This window comes from Psychrobacter sp. DM8 (genome assembly GCF_051307025.1).
Lineage (GTDB): Bacteria > Pseudomonadota > Gammaproteobacteria > Pseudomonadales > Moraxellaceae > Psychrobacter.
The window spans coordinates 1,064,822-1,083,412 of record NZ_CP195538.1 but is presented as its reverse complement, the minus strand read 5'-3'; the positions used below and the strand labels follow the sequence as shown (position 1 = coordinate 1,083,412).

The following is an 18,591-nucleotide window of genomic DNA, read 5'->3' as shown; positions in this document are numbered from 1 at the left end:
GTGTGACTGCTAACAGTCGCCCAAAGCCTTGTTGTCACTCACGTAAACACAGTTGACAATAATAGCGGTTTTGCTAAAGTAGCTGACATCTTATTTTATATTTTTATTAAGGATATATATATGGCCAACCCTATTGTCAGTCGCGCAGAGCTTGCGATCGGCGGCGCGCCTATGACCGTCAAAGGTGTCATTCAAAAAACCAGCTTACTGCTCGGTTTGTCTGCTATTACAGGCGTAGGCTTTTTCTTTTATGCCCTTATGGCAGGTTTGTCACAAGGCTTTATCACTATGGCTGCCTTTGGTAGTATGTTTGCAGCTTTTGGCTTAGCTATTTTTATTACCTTTAAACCGCAAAAGGCCAAAACCTTTGCAGTGCCTTATGCGCTATTAGAAGGTATCTTTTTGGGCGGTATTTCGCTGTTCTTTATGCGCATGTACCCAAGCGTACCCGTTACCGCAATGTGTGCAACCTTCGTTACGGCAGCGGTTATGCTAGGTCTATACCGCTCAGGTCTTATTAAGGTTACGCAGAAGTTTCGCTCTATTGTGACCTCAGCGCTTATTGCTATTATGCTCGTTTATGTCGCACAGTGGATATTGTCTTTAGCCTTTGGCTCAAGCCTACCCTTCTTGTTTGAAGGCGGCGCTATCGCTATTGGTTTTAGCTTATTCGTTATCGTTATTGCCTCTTTTACCCTATTGCTCGATTTTGATAACGTTGATCGCGGCGTTGCTATGGGTATCTCTGAGGATTATGAGTGGTTATTTAGTATTGGTATTTTGGCGACCCTAGTCTGGATGTATATCGAATTTATGCGTCTGCTTAGCTATCTACAAGACTAATCTCAAATCATTAAGGGTATAAATAAAAAACCGCCTTCATTTATTGAGGCGGTTTTTTCGTGCTATTAATCAAGCTAAGTCGTTATAACTCATGCCCGCTTTAACCGTAGCGCATTTAACACCACAAGCAGGGAGCTTAGCGACATACCGATAGCGGCAAGCCAAGGCGGTACATAGCCAAAGATAGCAGGTAGAAGCACAATACCGTTATAACCAAGTGCCCAGCGAAAGTTTTGCCTAATAATACGCTCAGCTTTGTCCGCGATACGCTTAGCAGCAGCAATCGCCTCAATCTGACCGTCCAATATAATACTATCGCTTGAGACCTGCGCAAGATCTGCTGCCCCTGCAATCGAGGTCGAGACATCAGCGGCGGCAAGTACAGGCGCGTCATTGATACCGTCTCCAATCATTAGCACCACGGCCCCATCTGCCTGCAAGCGCTGAATATGATCAACCTTGTCAGTTGGCGATAGACCGTTAAAAGCCGCTTGCATACCTAAATCATTGGCTACCTTTAGTGCTTGCGGGCTTGGGTCACCCGTTAGCATTACAGACTCGATACCCAGCGCCTTGAGACTATCGAGCATAGGCTTTGCAGTATCGCGTACTTTGTCATTGAAATAAAAACAGGCCAACGGCTGCCAACTCTGGCTTTGCTGCGCGGATAAGACCACCGCTGAGCTGGCCCTATTGGCAATGAGATCAGGCTCAAAGCTATTAATGTTGTCATTATCTAGAGCAAAATCGATGTGCCCGATACGGTATTTTATCCCCTCTATTATCGCCTCCACGCCGCCCGCTGGATAATGCGTTAGGCTTTGAGTATTAGGCAGATGCAATTGATGAGCCGCTGTTAATAGCGCATGGGCGATAGGATGACGGCTGCCTACTTCTAACGCGGCAGCAGTGGCTAGTAGCTTATCTTCTTGTGCATTTTGCTCTGTATTGACACTAGCGCTGATATTTAATAGTTCAATGTTGAGTAAATTAGGTTTGCCATAAGTGAGCGTTCCTGTTTTATCAAAAGCGACGTGAGTAATCTCCGCCAAGGTTTGTAGGGTATGCCCGCGCGTGGTCAAAAAGCCATAGCTGGCAAGGCGGTTAGTCGCTACGGTCAGCGCGATTGGGGTTGCCAGAGACAACGCACAAGGACAGGTAGCGACGAGTACTGCGACCGTCGCCCATATCGCTTGGCTTGGGTCAACGATATACCAGCCGATAAAGACAAAGACCGACAAGATCAAAATGCGTGCGACAAACCAACGCGCAAGCTTATCAGCCTGCTGCGCAAGTTTAGGCTTCTCACTCATAGCTCGGTTCATCAGCCTATCGATCAGCCCAATCTGACTGTCTTTTGGTAGGGCGGTCACAAGCATGACAAAAGGCTGACTATCGTTTTGCGCGCCGCCAACGACATACTCACCCGCGTTCTTGGTAATAAGATCGCCTTCACCCGTTAGCAGGCTTTGTGACACCGTCGCCGTTTGACTAAGCAAAATACCATCGCTAATGATTTCGGCGCCAGCATCTATCATGATAATATCGCCAACTTGCAAACTATGGACAGTTACCATTTCGCTATCATTTACTAGATCTTCTGACTCTATTGAGCTGTTTTGCGCTTGTTGCCATTTTTGTGCGATATTTTGGGTCACTTTATAGACGCTGGCATCCATACTTTGCATAAAACTTGGAGAGCTTAAACTGTTATTTACGATATCAGATTTTTCTGAATTTGCCTCTATCTTGTCACTTTGACTTACCTTTAGGTCATTTGATTCTGAGTTTATTTGCTCCAAAATAATCTGCGCGGAGTATTTATCTTCAGCGATTTTTTTGACCAGTATCGGCTCAACCACTACCAAATCATTAGCCATAGTCGCCGCTTTTAGGCGCGCGTTATGCTCGATGTAACGCCCTGCCAATAAGAAAAAGATAAACATACTGACCGAGTCATAATAGGTCTCCCCTTGCCCTGTGACAGTGGCATATAAACTGGCAAAAAAAGTAACGATAAGGGCGACGCTAACGGGCACATCCATATTGACTTGGCGTGCGCGTATCGCCGACCATGCCGAGGTAAAAAAAGGCACGCCAGCATAGAAAAATACAGGAATACTGACAAAAAGGGACACCCAGCGCAAAAAGTCACGCTGAAATACGAGCATATCGCTGTATTCGCCAAAATATAACGCTACTGCGTACATCATTGCTTGCATAGCGCCAAGTGCTGCGATACCCAATCTAAGCAGCATCTTGTTATTATGGCGGGCGAGCATCGCCTCGTGGGTGTCTTGCCGATAGGGTTTGGCTTCATAGCCTATGGCATTGATAGTAGCGAGGATGCGGCTGATGGGTAATTTGCTCTCATCCCATACCACGCGCATACGCTGATTGGTGAGGTTGACCTGACAGCGGCTCACACCGTCAAGCTCAAACAAGCGCGACTCAATAAGCCAAGTACAAGCGGCGCAGCGTAAATTGTTGACTGATAATTCAGCGACCGATAATCCGTCCTGCGCATACACGAACTGCGACTTGATCTCATCATGATCATAGGCTTCAAGGCGCGTCATTTGTGTGGGCAAGCTGGCAGTACGATTGATCTCTGAGCGATCTAGATAATATTGCTCAAGTCCAGCTTCGACAATGCTTTGGCTAGCGAGCTGACAGCCCATGCAGCACATCTCGCGAGGCTCGCCTAATACCTTACTAAAAAATGGCGGACGCGGCAGGCGATCGCCGCAATGAAAGCAATGACCCTTTATGGGCAACACAAGTCCTTGAGTGATCGAATCATCATAAGGATCAGTGGCGCGCGGCAGCGTAGACACGGACGAAGAAAAATCACTAGACATAGCTTCGCTTACTTCCTTTAAATAAAGAATGACCGATACCCTACCCTTTAGGCAAACGTTTATCAGTCATCAAAGTATTGATTAAGCCTGCACTAATTCACAAAAAAATCACCATAACTGGTATGACAAGTTGCTATCTTAATTTGATATAACGCTCAAGGTTATATAACATCCAGTTTTATACAACATCTACTCTTATATGGCACTTAGTCGCCGCTTTAAAAGCCAGTATAGTCATCAATTTTGTCCTCATGACTATGCGTTTATTATTAACATATCCTAGCGGTAGTGATGATAGATTGAAAAACATGTCAATTTACGTCATTATGAGGCAGTTTTTTATCTCAAAATGGTGCGCCATCAGTGCAAAAATCTAAAGTTAATCTATCACAGCCAGCCAAAACTCATTTAAACGCTTTGCCAAATACGCAGCGCGGCTTGGTATTTAGTAGTCTTTTGCTTATTGTTATTATCGCAGGCATGGTGCTACTGGCCCTATATCTTGTCAAGCTTGATCGCACCATTACCAGCAAGTTTGAGGGTAAGCGCTGGGATATACCTGCCAAAGTATACTCGCAGCCCCTTGAATTGTACCAAGGCGCAAGCGTTGATAGAGAGACGATGACAACTTGGCTTGAGCTGCTTAACTATAGTAGTAACCAAGCTTATGATCGCACAGGTACTTATCATAGGTCAGGTAATACCTATTTTATCCATACGCGTGGATTTACTTATAGTGCAAATGATGTAGATGCCGAGCAAGTCATCAAAATGACGTTATCAGGCGGTAAGATCGAATCGGTACAAAGCACCATTCCTGCCAAGACGGGTATCATTCGCCTAGAGCCTGTCAATATCGGTGGTATCTACCCTGATAGTAACGAAGATCGCTTGGTAGTCTCGCTCGATCAAGTGCCGCAGCCGTTGATTGATGCCTTAATCGCTACCGAAGATCGCAGTTTTTATGAGCATAAAGGCGTCTCGGTACGCGGTATCGCCCGCGCTGTACTCAATAACTTCTCTGGCGGCTCCATGCAAGGCGGCTCGACCATTACCCAGCAGCTCATCAAAAACTTTTATCTCAATTCAGATCGCACCATGAAGCGTAAAGCTAATGAGGCGCTTATGGCGGTACTGCTTGAGCTACATTATAGCAAAGATGAGATACTCCAGACCTATCTTAACGAGATCTACCTAGGCCAAAATGGTAACCGCTCTATTAATGGTTTCGGTCTGGCCTCGCAGTTTTATTTTAATCAGCCGCTCAATGAGCTACGCGTTGATCAGCAAGCTATGCTAGTAGGTATGGCAAAGGGGCCAAGCGTCTATAACCCGCGCCGCCACCCCAATGACTCCAAAGCACGCCGTGACACCGTGCTTGCCAATATGCTTACCATGGGTTCGATCAGTCAAGAGGATTATGACGCTGCGCTTAAGCGACCTTTGGGCGTTGTAGATAAGCCTGTGGAAGGCAAAAGCCAATTCCCTGACTTTTTGGATATCGTCAAACGTGAGCTCAATGACGTCTACTACCCTGATGACCTCAAAAACGAAGGTCTTATTATCATCAGCACCCTTGACCCTATCACTCAATTGGCAGCAGACAAAGCCGTTGATAAAAAGCTTGGAGAACTGCGCCGTAGTAGCAGTAAAGCCAAGGACTTAGAAGGCGCTCTAGTTAGTGCTAACCCTGAGACAGGCGAGCTGGTGGCGGTCGTCGGTAGCGGCAGCGAATTTACAGGCTTTAACCGCGCGGTAGATGCCAAGCGTCAAGTTGGCTCACTTCTTAAACCTATTATCTATATGACCGCGCTTGAGAGTGGGCGCTATAATCTAGCCAGCTCAGTTGATGACTCGCCTGTTACTGTAAATTTGGGAGATGGTAGCGATTGGAACCCCAAAAACTACGATGGTCGTGATCATGGCTATGTACCTTTGACCACAGCGCTGGCTCAGTCTTATAACCAAAGTGCGGTACGTTTGGGTATGGAGTTTGGTGTTAGCACCTTTGCCAAACAACTGCAGCGCATGGGCATTAAAGAAAAAATCCCCACTTATCCCTCAGCTCTGTTAGGCTCAGTCAATCTTAGTCCGATGGATATGCTTGGCGTCTATCAAGTCTTTGCAACTGGTGGCTTTCGCACCCCTATTCATAGTATTCGCACCGTCATCGATGATCGCGGACGCATTTTGCAACGTACTGGACTCAACACCCAGCGTAGCATACCGCCTGAGGCCAATTATCTGACCAACTACGCTTTGCAAGAAGTAGTCAAAAGCGGTACCGCTAGGCGCGCGCAATCTTTAGGCCGCGACCTTAATTTGGCGGGTAAGACAGGTACTACCAATGATTATCGCGATGCCTGGTTTGCAGGATATAGCGGTAACTATGTCAGCGTCGTTTGGGTAGGACGCGATGACAATAAGCCTATTGGGCTTAGCGGCGGAACTGGCGCGTTACCTGTATGGGTTGATTATATGAATCGGCTTAAACTTACGCCAGTATCGATGCCAGAGCCTGAGGGTATTGAGTGGCTATGGCTTGAGAACAACTCAGGCAAACTCTCAAACGAGCGCTGTGCTAATGCGCGCTATCTGCCTGTAATGTCCGCCTACTTGCCTGAGGAGGCTAGCAGCTGCGCCCTTGAGCTTTATCAGCAAGAACGCGCGCGTGAGCAGACTCAATTCCAAGATGAGCAAAGCTCAATAGCTGATCAGCGTCGCCGTGAAGGCTTAGACATCCCTGACGGTCAAGCCATAGATCCAGACGCAAACGATTCAAACGCAAACGATGGTGACGGCGAAGTACGTGATGACACTTGGTACGATCGCGCCCTTGAATGGTTTTAACTATTATATGAACAGGTAGCCACATTTAATTGAATCGCTGGCACCTTACATAATGATCAAACACGCTTTGGTATAAGAGGCTTAATATGTTGTTATTCGCTCAACAGTCTACTACTAGCAAGCATCAACGCACATTATCGTCCTCTGTGCTGATGCTTGGTCTCTTGACAGGGACACTTACTCTAAGTGCTTGTCAGACTGCGCCCTCGACGACGGCAACCGAACGCACAACTACTGTTGTAATGTCGCCTGCTAGCAACGATAGCACGACTGACGATAGTTACCCTATAGAGCCTTATAACCTGCCTGCACCAGACTCTCAGCCTCAGCCTCAGCCTCAGCCTCAGCAAAATATACCGTCAAGTCCGAGCAATGATGCTTACACCATTCCTCCCTATCAACCAATACCGGAGCCTTATCGTGAAGAGATCATTATTACGCCGCCGCGCACCAGTGAGGTCACGCCGCCGATAGTGCCTTCGCACGGTGATTTGTTAGAGCGCGCACGAGCAAACTCGCAGCAGCAAAGCCGCGCTACCAGTAGTAGTAATAGCGACCTGCCCGCTTTTCGCAATTTGATGCAAAATGGTACCAATCAGCTCAGAGCCAACGATCTAACCGCAGCTGAAAACAGCTTCACTCGTGCGCAGCGCTTAGCGCCTAGATCATCTGCGGTGTACTTTTATCTAGCGCAAGTGGCCCTCAAAAAGAATCAACCGCGAAAAGCTGAAGCAATGGCACGCCGCGGTTTGAGTGTCTCGCAAGATGACACGCGGCGCCGTGCCCTGTGGCAGATCATCTTGCGTTCAGGTCAACTACAAAACAACGCACGCGTTATCAATGAGGCGCAAAGAGCACTTCGATAACTAACGCTATGTTCAAGACTTATATTTTATTTTATCACTTATCAAGGTTATCGTTATGGCATGGCAACAACTGCATTTACAGTGCGAAAAAGCAAATGTCGATTTGGCAGAATCCCTTTTACTAGAGGCAGGCGCATTATCTATCGCTTTAGATGACGCCGGTGATCAGCCTTTGTTTGAACCTCTCCCTGGCGAGTCGCCACTGTGGGATGAGGTCATATTAACCGGGCTATTTGATGCTACGACTCCCATTGGTGATCGTCAAGTACTTGAACAATTGAGCCATGAGATCGCCGCACAAGTACATGCCAGCCGAATCTGGTTGAGTCGTGTCGATGATAAGGATTGGGAACGCGAGTGGATGGTCAACTATCACCCTATTGAATGCGCGAACAACCTATGGATCGTCCCCAACTGGCTTAAGCCGCCAAATCCTGACGCAATTAATATTATTATGGATCCAGGACTGGCCTTTGGTACAGGTTATCATGCTACCACGCGCTTGTGCCTTGACTGGCTCACAGAGCAAAACCTAACAGACAACATTGTGATCGATTATGGCTGCGGGTCAGGTATCTTAGGTATTGCCGCTTTGCTGTTAGGTGCGCGCCAAGTGTATGCAGTTGATATAGATCCGCAAGCGGTACTTGCAACCAACCAAAATGCCGAACGCAACCAAGTTGGCGAGCGTCTGCAAGCTTTTTTACCAGAGGACTTTAGAGACTACTGCACGCAGCATGACGTCTTGCCCGTTGACGTTATTGTCGCCAATATTTTGGCAAAGCCCCTCATTAGCCTAGCACCTTATTTTGCAACCTTAATCACTAAACAGGGCCGCATAGTCCTAGCAGGACTTATTGAATCACAAACTGAGCAGGTGAGCGACGCTTACCAGCCCTATTTCAAACTTGATCCAAAGCATGCTTTTAGCGCTCAAGAAGATCAACACTGGCAGCGACTCTCAGGCACGTTTACAGACTAGTAACATCTGATTACATCTGTTACGATAGGTGCATTATTTGAGATTGGCACTGCCAAGTGCTTAGCTATTTCATTCTAAAAATACTTTAGCTAACTTTGAACCCTTGGCAATGCGATATTGATAATTGTACCTTTTTGGATTTGAGCATATGACTACGCCTATAAATACTCAATGCCCTTATTGCGGTGCTCATTTTCATTTGCATCAAAATCAGTTAAATAAAGAAGATGCGAAAATTGTTTGTAATCAATGTTCTCGTAGTTTTAGAGTTAGCGATAATCTGTCTGTAGCTACTTTTGACAGTCATTCACTATCAGATTCTATACCTTTAAACAGTCAGACCATCGATAGTTTAATACAAGATGAGGCTCAAGGAGCACACGCTACAACCTCAGAGTATGATTCTCTAGATTATATGCTAGAGAATATGGAGCCATGGTCTAAACCGGTGAGTAGCAGCGATGCGTCCTCATTGCTTGAGACATCATCTGAGCCAGAGTTATTTGATGATAGTGTCGCAGATTCAGACAATAATACAGCTCATACTTTGTTGAATGATGAAGGGACGCTTACTGACTTTGATACTGATACTGATACTCAAGTGGCCTTAAAGAAAAGCACTGTCAACTCTAGTGCTACTAATAATACGGGCTTAGAGAACGACCATACTTTTGATAATCATTCTCTTGATAAGAGTGACGGCGCAGATAATGCTTGGTTAGAGCAGCTATTAGCAGAAGAGAGTGAAGACGACATTCAGCATCAAAACGATACTGATCTCTCGCAGCTTCTTATCGATATGGGCGTGCCTTTTGAAGAAGAGGGCGACGCAAATGATGGTTTTGAGTTAGCGAATAAACCGCTAGAGCGTCATCAAACCATGCAAACAAGCTCTCGAACGTCAATGGCTATCTTGCTGTGGACAGCTGGCAGCTTAGCTTTAGTGCTTCTTTTATTAGCGCAATATGTTATTTTTAATGTGGATACTTTAGTAAAGGATCCTGTTTATGCACAGCGTTTACAAAAGATTTGCACGGTTGCAGCTTGTAGTCTACCCAATGCTGATCTAAGCCAATTGATGATAGCAGATATTACTCATCGTTCAAGCCAGCTCAACGATTCAGGTACCTATAGTGATATTCGAGCGACTTTAAATAATCAAAGCAGTCAAAGTCAGCTATTACCAAGTCTTAGGGTAAGTCTTTACGGCTCAGACAAGCTCATCGGCGCCTTTATTGCCGCGCCTGACGATTATTTGCTAAGCCCACAAAATCAGCTAGCAGTACAAGGCCAAAAGCAATTGTGGTTCACTGTACCTATAGACAATCAGCAAATCAGCACAGTAACCATTGAGCCTATTTATTAGCCCTGATATTAATCATAAATTATCATGGCTTGTGGGTAGCTATCCTCATATTAACGTAAAGGACATCACTTTATGGCACCTCAAATACCAGATCATGCCAACCGTTTTGCCCACACCTCAGATTATCTACAAGCACAAGAGACGCATGAGCCTTTATGTATGCATGTCGAGCGCGTTGTACGTCAATACTTTGTAACGCTTGGCGATGATATACCCACAGACCTCTATGAGCTTATCTTAAAAGAAGTTGAGCGCCCTCTGTTGAGCGTTGTATTAGAACAAACCCGCGGTAATCAATCAAAGTGCGCACAAATACTAGGCCTTAATCGCGGCACCCTACGTAAAAAGCTCAAAACTCATAATTTGATGTAAGCGCTTTAAAATAAGCATTTAGTCGACGCTTTTAGGTAGCAACACGTTAACTATCGTTACGTCAACGCTTTAATACTAATGTTTTGATTATCCTAGATATAGCTTATAATTAAGGTCTATCCGATCCCTCTTCGTCATTTTGATATGATTATTTTGCCAGACGCTACTGTCAGGCTTTTTTTATGGAACTGTTTTTATGAGTACAACACCGCTTGCCCTATTGTCCGTCTCTGATAAATCCAATATCGTCGAATTCGCTCAAGGTTTGCTACAAGCAGGGTTTGGTCTGCTCTCGACTGGTGGTACTTATCGTTTGCTAAAAGAGCATGACGTTGCTGTCACTGAGGTCTCTGACTATACTAAGTTTCCTGAGATGATGGATGGCCGCGTCAAAACCTTGCATCCCAAGATTCACGGCGGTATTTTAGGTCGCCGCGGTACTGATGACGACGTTATGAGCGAGTATGATATCGCTCGTATTGATCTAGTAGTGGTTAACCTCTACCCCTTCGCTGAGACGATTGCCCGTGACAATGTTTCGATGACGGACGCTATCGAAAACATCGATATTGGCGGTCCTACTATGGTACGAGCGGCGGCCAAGAACCACGCTCATGTAGGTATAATTACTGATCCAGCGGACTATCAGCGCGTTCTTGGAGCGCTTGGTAATAGACCTCAGCTCAGCTCAGCACTACGTTATGATTTAGCGGTAAAAGCGTTTGAGCATACCGCGCAGTACGATGGCATGATTGCTAACTTTTTGGGTAGCCGAGTCAATGAGCACCAAGAGCCTGAAACCTTTGCTCGTACACTAAACGTGCAGCTTGAAAAAGCGCAAGATTTGCGCTACGGCGAGAATCCACATCAAAAAGCAGCTTTTTATGTTGAGGCGTCTTCATCCAATGGTGCTTCTATCGCTACTGCCAAGCAATTACAAGGCAAAGCGTTATCATATAATAATATCGCCGATACTGACGCAGCGCTCGAGTGCGTTAGAGCCTTTAATGCACCAGCTTGCGTTATCGTCAAGCATGCCAATCCATGCGGCGTAGCGGTTAATGCTGATCAAGTCGCTGCTTATCAGACGGCCTTTAGTACCGATCCTGAATCTTCTTTTGGTGGTATCATCGCCTTTAACCGTGAACTGAGCGTAGCGGCTGCAAAAGCCATTATCGACAATCAGTTTGTCGAAGTCATTATCGCTCCTAGTATTGAAGATGGCGTACTACAAGTAACAGCGAACAAGAAAAACGTCCGCGTCATGGTCTGCGGCGCGCTACAAGCATCAGATAGCTCTAGTACGCAGCTTGACTACAAGCGCGTGAACGGTGGCCTGTTGGTACAAGAGCAAGACTCAGGGATTATTAGTGCAGGTGAACTACAACTGGTGACTGATGTACAACCTACTGAGGCGCAAATCGCTGATTTACTATTTACTTGGAATGTCGCTAAATACGTCAAATCAAATGCTATCGTCTACGGCAAAAATTTGCGTACTATCGGTATAGGTGCAGGTCAGATGAGCCGCGTCAACTCTGCTCGCATTGCCGCTATAAAAGCAGAACACGCAGGATTGGCTACAAAAGGCGCTGTCATGGCCTCCGATGCGTTCTTCCCGTTCCGTGACGGTATCGACAATGCGGCAGAAGTAGGCATCTCTGCTATCATCCAGCCTGGTGGCTCCATGCGTGATAACGAGACTATAGCGGCAGCTAATGAGCATGGTATCGCCATGGTCTTTACAGGTATGCGTCATTTCCGTCATTGATGCGCTTGTCGATTATTAATGCATTTACCTACCTCAAAACCTTGAAGATAAAAAAAGCCACTATACTTATAGTGGCTTTTTTTTATCTTATATTTGACACTGTAGTGTCAAACTTGCTTGCTAATTAACGCTCTTGAGCACTTGCCATATTGGACTCATTAATCTCAACGCTATATATCAAACGCAGGTAATCTAAGTAGTCTTGCAACTGATCTTGTCCCAAATTATCACGAATAATCCGTGCCGTTTGCGCCTTCTCGCTCGCAGATAGCTGTGATTGCTGCTCAGTTTTGATACGGTCGCCGGCGATAACACTAGCGCCTATCTCAGTTGCACCCGCTACAGCCACGACGCCATTATCATCCGCTTGCTGACTAAAGGCCATACCGCGCTCTTTTTCAGTTAATTGCGTGGTCTGACGATTGACATCACCTAGTGCTTGAAAACTCACCACTTGGTTATTGATATCTGCTAGCGTCTTAATGTTTGCAGCGACTTGCTTAGCTTGCTTAAGTGCCAGCTCAGTGGCTTTTTCTTGACGCAGTAGTTGGGTGATTTGCGGCGTTGCAGCAGCGAGCGACAAGGTTTTAGTCGGGCGATAATTACTTGGCTGCGCCCATACCGTTCCATTACCAACCTCAATACCTGAGGTCACTGCTTGATCTTGAATAGTAAACTCATCAAAAGCGGCTTTGATGACCGCAGGCTGCGCTAACACTGAAGTATTATTGTCCCTGCGGTAGTCTTTTAAACGTTTTAAGGCGACGTTCTCTTGCTGAGCGATATCTTCGATACTAAAGCCATCAGCTGCCAAATCATTAATAGCAGTGACTTTATCAGCATAGATCTCTTGACGCTTATACTCTCTTGCCTTTGCCGTTAGCTCCTCGCGCATACTCTCAAGCGTAGGCACTTGAGGGCCATTATCTTCGGTTATGGTAAATATCTGATAACCAAAACTGGTTTTGACAGGGGGCGTAGTGTCACCAACGCTCAGACCTTCTAGTGCCTGTTCAACCGCTTGGGCGTCACTACCAAATACAGAAGGATTAAAGCTACCAATAGCGCCGCCTGTGGCTCCCGTTGGGTCATCGGATTCTGTTTGCGCCAGTTTTGCAAAGGCCTCACCATTAGCCAAACGCTTTGCAACCTTGTCAGCGCGCGCCTTAGCATTATCACCGCTTATTAGTATCTGACTGATTTGACGCTCATCAACAACCGCCATTTCTTGCTTGTAGCCTTCATACTGCTGCTGCAACTCTTCATCAGTAATGTCAGTGACGTTAATGGTCTGCGGGCTTAATTGAATATAAGCCAAATCAACCATCGCCACACTTTTTAGCGCCTCTTTATTGGCGTTGTAGTAGCCCTCTATATCGCTTTTGGTAAGCTTGACTTGGTCAGCAAAGTCCTGCCAGTTAAAGCGATGCAACCAGATATTGCGCGACTCCAATTGCAAGTCTATTAATTGATTGACCGCTTTTATGGGATAGATGGCTGTACCAACGATACTCGCATTTAATTGATCAAGGCTTAACTGATTACGAAACTCCGCAAACAGCTGATCTTTGGTCATACCGCGCTGACGCAAAAAGTTTGAAAACTGATCGTTTGAGAAGTTACCCTCAGCATCCAAAAAGATGTCTTCTTGGCGCAGTAAACGATTGATAGTATCATCAGACACCGTCATACCAAGCTTGCCAGCTTGCTGCTCTAAAAGCGTACGGTCAATCAGACCGCGCAGTACTTGCTCATGCAAGACATCTTCGTTAAGTAAGCTTGCATCATCTAGCTGATCTAGTATCTCACTGCGACGATTGTTGACCGCCGTTTGATACTCAGACAGGCCCACACTCGCCTCACCCACTTGAGCGATTTGATTGGGATCAACGGAGCCGCCAAAATAGCTTTCGATACCCAAAAGCGCAAGCGGCGATAAGCACAAAATTAATAAAATGCGACCTGGCCAGGTTTTCAAAAAATCGCGCAACTTATCCATAGTTATCTCTGTGTTATGAATGAAGAACCATTGTGATAGGACAAGGACATACTATAGCGAGCAATGGCAAAATAATAGAGGTTAATATAAAAAGGTAATCAATAACGAGCGAATCTGAGCATCATGGTGCTAGTTGAGACCGCGCGCCCTATAATACGTGATTTTTAAGATAGACTCAAAATATTACGTGCTAAAAGGGTTGACGCACAAAAAAAGCACCTATAAAAGGTGCTTAATTAGAACTATTTTATACGCGTAAATCTTAGTTTAAACGCTCTTTTAAGTTTTTACCTGCTTTAAAGCTTGGTACTTTGCTCGCAGGAATCTGTAGCTCATCGCCAGTCTTTGGGTTACGACCTGTACGTGCTTTGCGATCTTTGACACTAAAGGTACCAAAGCCTACTAGTGAGATACTATCACCAGCTTCCAAAGCGCTACCGATGCTTTCCATAACGGCGTTTAGGGCATCACCAGCTTGAGTTTTATTTAGACCACTTTTTTCGGCGATGCTATCAATCAATTCTGACTTATTCATAAAAGTTCCTTCAAGTTTAGGGAGTATAATAAAACGCTAACGTCAGGCATTGTATCGCTCTCACTTCGTTTTAGCAACGAACTCATGCTATTTGAGTAGCAATATTATCTGACTTACGTAATAACAGGTTACGCTTTGCTAGCATCTTTATAGCAAGGGTGTTAAACGAGCGCAAGTCATTTTACATTTTTTTGCGCTCTATACTACGTATTAGCCACTTATCATTACGCAAAACGCCTGTATTTGTTTGTTGGCATACAAAAAGCGGCATTTACTTGTAGTTCTACTCGTAGCCCCTCAAACCTAATTTTTACGATAAATCACATCTTTATACTAAAGACTCCTAGTACAAGTGGGCTAAGTTGTAGAAACTTACGTTACTTTTTAAATTAAAAACGGTACTATAAGCGTTGCACAGCATTCAAGAATTACTGCGCAGTACTTATAAATGTGGTACTTATAAATATAGTCTCAATAGCACAGTGCTTATTAGTCTTAGCACTTAAGAAACTTAGTACTTAATAAACTTAGGACTTATTAGACTTAATACTTGATAAGCCTAGTACTAAAAAGGCACTGCACTTAAAGAAAACTGTACTTAAAAAACAGCAGTACTCAAGACGCATAGCATTCAAGCTGTATTGACTACCCTCAACTCGTTGCCCCAAATTGGACTACTTACATGAAGCGTTCTACTTTATCTCACTCTTTTCTTAATGTCGTTTTGGTTTTTGTCGAGTCATCCCTGACTTTGCTACTACGTTTAGATCCAGAGCTGCGAAAAGCCGCTTATCCGCTAGCTAAGCAAGAGACTGTCGTTTGCCTGCGCTTGTATCTGCCTCATGTTGAAGTCTACGCCACCTTTAGTAGTAAAGGGGTACTACTCGATGCCAATCTTCCTGTAGGACGTACTGAGCCTGATGTCATCATCAATGCCTATAGCGTGCAGGTTATCAACGCTATCACTACTCATGATAGTGCTACTACCGACAAACTACAGATGCGCGGTGAAGCCGTACAAGTCAAACTGGTCAAACAGTTTATTATGCAACTGGGGCTTGGTAGCTTGATTCAAAGCCTGATCAAGAAATTTAAAGGCGACAAGAGTAAATCGAAACCAAACGAGACAGAGCTTGATAAAAAAAGAGACGATTACAAGTTACGTATCAAAGAGCAGCAGACGCAAATTAATACTTTAACGATTAAAAATCGTGAGCTTGAAACGACCGCAAAAGAGCTACAGAGTAAGCAAAAGACACTGACGATTGCCACTGTTGTTGCTGCTATTATCGCTGTCATCTCGCTTATCGCTTTGTTTATGAGTTAATGTATAAAACTCAGAGCCGATAATGTGTTGCTTGTCATGTCACTGTTTTGATGTCATTGTTTGCAACCTCACTACCCTGTTCTTTATCTTATAGTTATTATTTGCTACAGGCGCCTGCAAGCACATCACATAAAAGGTATCTAATTTTTAGATACCTTTTTTTGCTATAAGGTCTTTAATAGGCATCATTTTTAACACGCGCTATTGATGCTAGCTTTGCAGATATTTAGACTTAACAGGTATCATTGTTTTTTTAAATAGCCGTGATAAATACAATTAACGCATTAACCACATTTCAATCTTGACTAAATTAGTCGGGATTAAGTATAATAGCTTTACCGTCACCAACCTATAGCTTGTTGCTGTTATTAGATGACGGTGATATATCTTAGATGATAGCGCTTAGTAGCAAACATGGCGTAATAGGTTTAAGACTATGAATAGATTTTGACAACGACATGGATTGGAGATGACTTATGCGTTTGACTACTCGAGGCAGATACGCGGTAACTGCGCTATTAGATTTGGCATTACAGGCGAGTCAACAGGACAGCGCAGTATCTTTATCAGATATTGCCAAGCGTCAATCTATCTCCATCTCCTACCTTGAGCAGTTGTTCTCCAAACTTCGTAAGCAAGGTCTTGTAACAAGTATACGCGGCGCATCAGGAGGTTATTATCTAGCCAAACCGCTTGATGAGATTGATGTCATGAGCATTATATCAGCAGTTGATGAGTCCGTAAATGCTATGCAATGTGAGGGACGCGGCGACTGTCAAGGCGGTAGCATGTGTCTTACTCATGACCTATGGTGCGCTTTATCTAACCATATTGAGCAGTACTTGAAAAATATAACTTTAGCGCAATTATTAGATATGAAGAACGTAAAATCAGTATCAGAGCGTCAGAACAACGCAAGCAATGACAACATTATACAAGATATCAATACTATTACTTTATCGATTAGCGAGGCCAATCCAGCATGAATCAACTTATCTATTTAGACTACGCTGCTACAACGCCAGTTGCCAGACCTGTGGCCACCAAAATGAGTGAATACCTCACTGTCGACGGTGTCTTTGGTAACCCAGCATCACGCTCGCACGGCTATGGTTGGCAGGCTGAGGAAGCTGTTGAGACTGCTCGTAGCCAAGTTGCTGAAGTCATTAACGCTGATCCGCGTGAGATTGTCTTTACCTCAGGTGCTACAGAATCTGATAACTTAGCCATTAAAGGTGTTGCTCATTTTTATCATTCTCGTGGTAAGCACATTATCACTAGTAAGATTGAGCACAAAGCAGTCCTCGATACTTGCCGTGAGCTTGAGCAAGAAGGCTTTGAGATTACTTATCTTGAGCCGCAAAAAAGCACTGGCCTTATCTTGCCAGAGCAAGTTAAAGAAGCGCTACGTGATGATACTATCTTGGTCTCTTTGATGGTGGTAAACAACGAGCTTGGCACCGTTACTGATATCGACGCTATTGGCGAGATTACCCGCGCAGCTGGCGTTATTTTCCATGTCGATGCCGCCCAAGCAATTGGTAAAGTCAAGATTGACGCACAAGCGACTAAGTTTGACCTTATGAGCTTTTCAGGCCACAAAGCTTATGGCCCCAAAGGTATCGGCGCTTTGTTTGTACGCCGTAAGCCTCGTATTCGTCTAAAAGCAGAACAGCACGGCGGTGGTCATGAGCGCGGTATGCGTTCAGGTACCTTACCGACGCATCAGATCGTAGGTTTAGGTGCAGCCTTTAGCTTAGCTGAAGAAAAACGTGAAGAAGATCGCGCTCATGCTGCCCATCTGCGTCAAAAGCTTTGGGATGGCTTGCAAGATATCGAAGAGATTTATCTCAACGGCGACTTAGAGCATAGCGTTCCTAATATTGTCAATATTAGCTTTAACTTTGTTGAAGGCGAGTCGCTTATGATGTCGCTTAAAGACTTAGCTGTCTCATCAGGTTCAGCCTGTACTTCAGCAACCCTTGAGCCTTCATATGTTCTACGCGCTATCGGTCGCCCTGATGAGCTTGCTCACAGCTCAATCCGTTTTAGCTTTGGTCGTTATACCACCGAAGAGGACATCGATAGAGTGATTAAGCAAATGCACGAAGCCGTTGATAAACTACGCGCCCTATCGCCACTTTGGGATATGTATCAAGAAGGCGTTGATTTGGATTCGGTCGAATGGGCTGAGCATTAATCTTAAAAACATTATTAAATTATAAATACACACGTTACGTTTGACCCCAATTATCGATGAGTCAGTTGCTTTTTAGAATTAGCTTGAAGTTAATAAATACTTACTCATCATCTAACCAGGAGAAAACTCATGGCCTATAGCGACCAAGTTATTGATCATTACGAAAACCCACGCAACGTCGGCAATTTAGACAAAGACGCCAAAAATGTCGGTACTGGCATGGTTGGTGCTCCAGCTTGTGGTGATGTTATGCGCTTGCAGATTCAAGTTGATGATAATGGTATTATCGAAGATGCGCGTTTTAAAACTTACGGCTGCGGTTCAGCAATTGCTTCAAGCTCGCTCGTCACCGAGTGGCTCAAGGGCAAAAGCCTTGATCAAGCAGGCGAGATCAAAAACAATGATATCGCACAAGAGCTTGCTCTACCGCCTGTAAAAGTGCATTGCTCAGTACTTGCTGAAGACGCTATCAAAGCGGCAATCAGCGACTATAAAGGTAAGCATGGCGCGGCTACTGAAGAAGTAGCCAGCTAGGTTGTTGATCCTTTACTGTAGACATAATCGTATTTCAGCATTTGAGTAGCCCAGGTGCCACTCAAATTGCAAGTAAAAAAGGTGA

At 44.9% G+C, this 18,591-nt stretch carries 14 protein-coding genes; 11 read left to right on the top strand and 3 right to left on the bottom strand.

Features of this window, described 5'->3' with window-relative positions:
• Positions 1 to 120: 120 nt before the first annotated feature.
• Positions 121 to 843 carry a Bax inhibitor-1/YccA family protein gene (locus ACR64J_RS04735; RefSeq protein ID WP_317199753.1) on the top strand — a complete coding sequence of 241 codons (723 nt, stop codon included), beginning with the start codon at positions 121 to 123 and terminating at the stop codon, positions 841 to 843.
• Between the two features lie 89 nt (positions 844 to 932).
• On the opposite strand, the gene ACR64J_RS04730 is transcribed toward ACR64J_RS04735, so the two are convergent.
• Entirely contained in the window at positions 933 to 3,704 is a 2,772-nt protein-coding gene (locus ACR64J_RS04730) for a heavy metal translocating P-type ATPase (RefSeq protein ID WP_435950731.1), read from the bottom strand.
• A gap of 363 nt (positions 3,705 to 4,067) precedes the next feature.
• Here ACR64J_RS04730 and mrcB point away from each other — a divergent pair, with 363 nt between their 5' ends.
• The 6 genes from mrcB to purH all read left to right on the top strand — a co-directional run bounded on the left by mrcB (position 4,068) and on the right by purH (position 11,911).
• Positions 4,068 to 6,554, top strand: coding sequence for a penicillin-binding protein 1B (gene mrcB / locus ACR64J_RS04725; protein ID WP_435950730.1), 2,487 nt, complete (start codon positions 4,068 to 4,070; stop codon positions 6,552 to 6,554).
• A gap of 86 nt (positions 6,555 to 6,640) precedes the next feature.
• The gene (locus ACR64J_RS04720) at positions 6,641 to 7,420 is read left to right on the top strand and encodes a tetratricopeptide repeat protein (protein ID WP_435950729.1); all 780 of its coding nucleotides are present in this window, start codon (positions 6,641 to 6,643) and stop codon (positions 7,418 to 7,420) included.
• Positions 7,421 to 7,475: 55 nt separating this feature from the next.
• Positions 7,476 to 8,402: a 50S ribosomal protein L11 methyltransferase gene (gene prmA, locus ACR64J_RS04715; RefSeq protein WP_435950728.1), complete on the top strand. Its 927-nt coding sequence runs from the start codon at positions 7,476 to 7,478 to the stop codon at positions 8,400 to 8,402.
• A gap of 148 nt (positions 8,403 to 8,550) precedes the next feature.
• A complete protein-coding gene (locus ACR64J_RS04710; protein ID WP_435950727.1) occupies positions 8,551 to 9,768 on the top strand; it encodes a DUF3426 domain-containing protein in 1,218 nt (405 codons plus the stop codon).
• Between the two features lie 159 nt (positions 9,769 to 9,927).
• Positions 9,928 to 10,140 (top strand): helix-turn-helix domain-containing protein, encoded by a 213-nt coding sequence (locus ACR64J_RS04705; protein ID WP_317199854.1) that lies wholly within the window; start codon positions 9,928 to 9,930, stop codon positions 10,138 to 10,140.
• Between the two features lie 196 nt (positions 10,141 to 10,336).
• Positions 10,337 to 11,911, top strand: a complete 1,575-nt coding sequence (gene purH / locus ACR64J_RS04700; RefSeq protein WP_435950726.1) for a bifunctional phosphoribosylaminoimidazolecarboxamide formyltransferase/IMP cyclohydrolase — start codon at positions 10,337 to 10,339, stop codon at positions 11,909 to 11,911.
• Between the two features lie 124 nt (positions 11,912 to 12,035).
• Here the strand turns inward: purH and ACR64J_RS04695 are convergent, their stop codons facing one another.
• The gene (locus ACR64J_RS04695) at positions 12,036 to 13,910 is read right to left on the bottom strand and encodes a SurA N-terminal domain-containing protein (RefSeq protein WP_317199746.1); all 1,875 of its coding nucleotides are present in this window, start codon (positions 13,908 to 13,910) and stop codon (positions 12,036 to 12,038) included.
• A gap of 262 nt (positions 13,911 to 14,172) precedes the next feature.
• A complete protein-coding gene (locus ACR64J_RS04690; protein ID WP_317199745.1) occupies positions 14,173 to 14,445 on the bottom strand; it encodes an HU family DNA-binding protein in 273 nt (90 codons plus the stop codon).
• A gap of 682 nt (positions 14,446 to 15,127) precedes the next feature.
• Between ACR64J_RS04690 and ACR64J_RS04685 the strand changes: the two genes are divergently transcribed.
• The 4 genes from ACR64J_RS04685 to iscU all read left to right on the top strand — a co-directional run bounded on the left by ACR64J_RS04685 (position 15,128) and on the right by iscU (position 18,506).
• Positions 15,128 to 15,772 carry a hypothetical protein gene (locus tag ACR64J_RS04685; RefSeq protein ID WP_435950725.1) on the top strand — a complete coding sequence of 215 codons (645 nt, stop codon included), beginning with the start codon at positions 15,128 to 15,130 and terminating at the stop codon, positions 15,770 to 15,772.
• A gap of 476 nt (positions 15,773 to 16,248) precedes the next feature.
• On the top strand, positions 16,249 to 16,758 hold the full coding sequence (locus tag ACR64J_RS04680) for an Rrf2 family transcriptional regulator (protein WP_317199743.1): 510 nt from the start codon (positions 16,249 to 16,251) through the stop codon (positions 16,756 to 16,758).
• The gene (locus ACR64J_RS04675; protein WP_317199742.1) at positions 16,755 to 17,972 is read left to right on the top strand and encodes an IscS subfamily cysteine desulfurase; all 1,218 of its coding nucleotides are present in this window, start codon (positions 16,755 to 16,757) and stop codon (positions 17,970 to 17,972) included. The genes ACR64J_RS04680 and ACR64J_RS04675 overlap by 4 nt, the downstream gene beginning before the upstream one ends.
• A gap of 129 nt (positions 17,973 to 18,101) precedes the next feature.
• Positions 18,102 to 18,506, top strand: a complete 405-nt coding sequence (gene iscU / locus ACR64J_RS04670; protein ID WP_317199741.1) for a Fe-S cluster assembly scaffold IscU — start codon at positions 18,102 to 18,104, stop codon at positions 18,504 to 18,506.
• Positions 18,507 to 18,591 lie beyond the last annotated feature (85 nt).

What these genes read in the sequence shown, in the direction of transcription:
- ACR64J_RS04695 (WP_317199746.1), bottom strand. Translation starts at nt 13,910, where the DNA reads ATGGATAAGTTGCGCGATTTTTTGAAAACCTGGCCAGGTCGCATTTTA.
- iscU (WP_317199741.1), top strand. Translation starts at nt 18,102, where the DNA reads ATGGCCTATAGCGACCAAGTTATTGATCATTACGAAAACCCACGCAAC.
- ACR64J_RS04735 (WP_317199753.1), top strand. Translation starts at nt 121, where the DNA reads ATGGCCAACCCTATTGTCAGTCGCGCAGAGCTTGCGATCGGCGGCGCG.
- prmA (WP_435950728.1), top strand. Translation starts at nt 7,476, where the DNA reads ATGGCATGGCAACAACTGCATTTACAGTGCGAAAAAGCAAATGTCGAT.
- ACR64J_RS04675 (WP_317199742.1), top strand. Translation starts at nt 16,755, where the DNA reads ATGAATCAACTTATCTATTTAGACTACGCTGCTACAACGCCAGTTGCC.
- ACR64J_RS04730 (WP_435950731.1), bottom strand. Translation starts at nt 3,704, where the DNA reads ATGTCTAGTGATTTTTCTTCGTCCGTGTCTACGCTGCCGCGCGCCACT.
- ACR64J_RS04710 (WP_435950727.1), top strand. Translation starts at nt 8,551, where the DNA reads ATGACTACGCCTATAAATACTCAATGCCCTTATTGCGGTGCTCATTTT.
- ACR64J_RS04685 (WP_435950725.1), top strand. Translation starts at nt 15,128, where the DNA reads ATGAAGCGTTCTACTTTATCTCACTCTTTTCTTAATGTCGTTTTGGTT.
- ACR64J_RS04720 (WP_435950729.1), top strand. Translation starts at nt 6,641, where the DNA reads ATGTTGTTATTCGCTCAACAGTCTACTACTAGCAAGCATCAACGCACA.
- purH (WP_435950726.1), top strand. Translation starts at nt 10,337, where the DNA reads ATGAGTACAACACCGCTTGCCCTATTGTCCGTCTCTGATAAATCCAAT.
- ACR64J_RS04705 (WP_317199854.1), top strand. Translation starts at nt 9,928, where the DNA reads ATGCATGTCGAGCGCGTTGTACGTCAATACTTTGTAACGCTTGGCGAT.
- ACR64J_RS04690 (WP_317199745.1), bottom strand. Translation starts at nt 14,445, where the DNA reads ATGAATAAGTCAGAATTGATTGATAGCATCGCCGAAAAAAGTGGTCTA.
- ACR64J_RS04680 (WP_317199743.1), top strand. Translation starts at nt 16,249, where the DNA reads ATGCGTTTGACTACTCGAGGCAGATACGCGGTAACTGCGCTATTAGAT.